The 1,110-nt window shown below is 57.2% G+C and carries 2 protein-coding genes and 1 pseudogene; all 3 read left to right on the top strand.

What is annotated here, in order from left to right:
* Positions 1-313, top strand: a pseudogene (locus RXV88_RS23540) (hypothetical protein); the annotation flags it as partial.
* A gap of 4 nt (positions 314-317) precedes the next feature.
* The gene (locus RXV88_RS23535) at positions 318-845 is read left to right on the top strand and encodes a cupin domain-containing protein (protein ID WP_316296173.1); all 528 of its coding nucleotides are present in this window, start codon (positions 318-320) and stop codon (positions 843-845) included.
* A gap of 53 nt (positions 846-898) precedes the next feature.
* Positions 899-1,110, top strand: a 212-nt coding sequence (locus RXV88_RS23530; protein WP_316296171.1) for a hypothetical protein, incomplete at its 3' end; no start/stop codon positions are given.

The following is a 1,110-nucleotide window of genomic DNA, read 5'->3' as shown; positions in this document are numbered from 1 at the left end:
GCCGGTCATCGGGGCGACAACTTGTGCAAGGCCGCAGCGGCAAGAGCATGTTCCTTCTGGTGGTAGTCGCCGCGGAATTTGCCATCGACCAGCACCTCCCAGATGCCGTTTCTTTCACACCGAGTTTCCCGATTTCGAAGCCTTCTGGCACCCGTTCACCTTGGGCGCGGGCCCGGCGCCCGGCTACTGCATGAGCCTTTCGGATGAGAAACGTGAAGCCCTGAAGGCACGCCTTGCAGAGAAGCTCGATCAAGGCGGCCCGGTGCGATTGAGTGCACGGGCATGGGCGATGAAGTCGGTCAAGGGAGGCTGAGCCGGTGGCGTCGCAGTCCAGTGCCGCAAGCCATCTTTCGGCCGCGGCCGTCCAATCGTTGGAAGAAGTGCACATTCGGCATCCGCTGAATCCTGTTTCGGACGTTTTCCTGAGACGTCTCACACCGATTTTCGGACTGCAGCGCCTGGCCCTCTACGTCGCGCGTGTACCTCCTGGCAAAGAAAGCTTTTTATTTCATCGCCATGAGCGGGATGAAGAGTTCCTCATCATACTGTCAGGTCATGGTCGCGCAGAGATCGGAGAAGATACGATCGAAGTTGGTCCGGGCGACATCATGGCTTTCCCCGCGCCGCACGGTCCGCCACATCATCTAACCAACCCATTCGACGACGACCTTGTGTATCTGATGGGCGGCGAAAGTTCGGGGTTCGACATCGCCCACTTTCCCAAGATCAACAAGCAACTGATTTTTTCGAAATCAGAAATTCGTTTGGTGGATGTCGAAGCCAGCCAGAAGATGAGCTTCTCAGACTGGCAGATACCCCCCTCAACAGGCGATGTAGAACGGTGAGGTTTGATCACCATCGTCGCAGAAATGGGTAGGGTCATTTGGCAGGCTGTCTGATGACCGATCTGTCTCCGGAAGCGGTCAAAGCTCAGTTTGCGGGCTTACACCCTAACGATGACCGCGATTTTGCGGCCAATAACCACCGTTTGTGTCCTCTGAGCGGAAGCCGACATTCAAGGAATGGCGGCTACGTCCGCAACTCGGACGCAGGCCGGTTTGAAACGAGGGTCCGGATCGTCGCTCAAGCGGTCATAGGGCTGCCAAAGCA

The organism is Aestuariicoccus sp. MJ-SS9 (genome assembly GCF_032586235.1).
In the GTDB taxonomy this organism is placed as follows: Bacteria; Pseudomonadota; Alphaproteobacteria; order Rhodobacterales; family Rhodobacteraceae; genus Aestuariicoccus.
The sequence above is the reverse complement of the archived record's forward strand: the minus strand, read 5'-3'. Positions and strand labels throughout refer to the sequence as shown.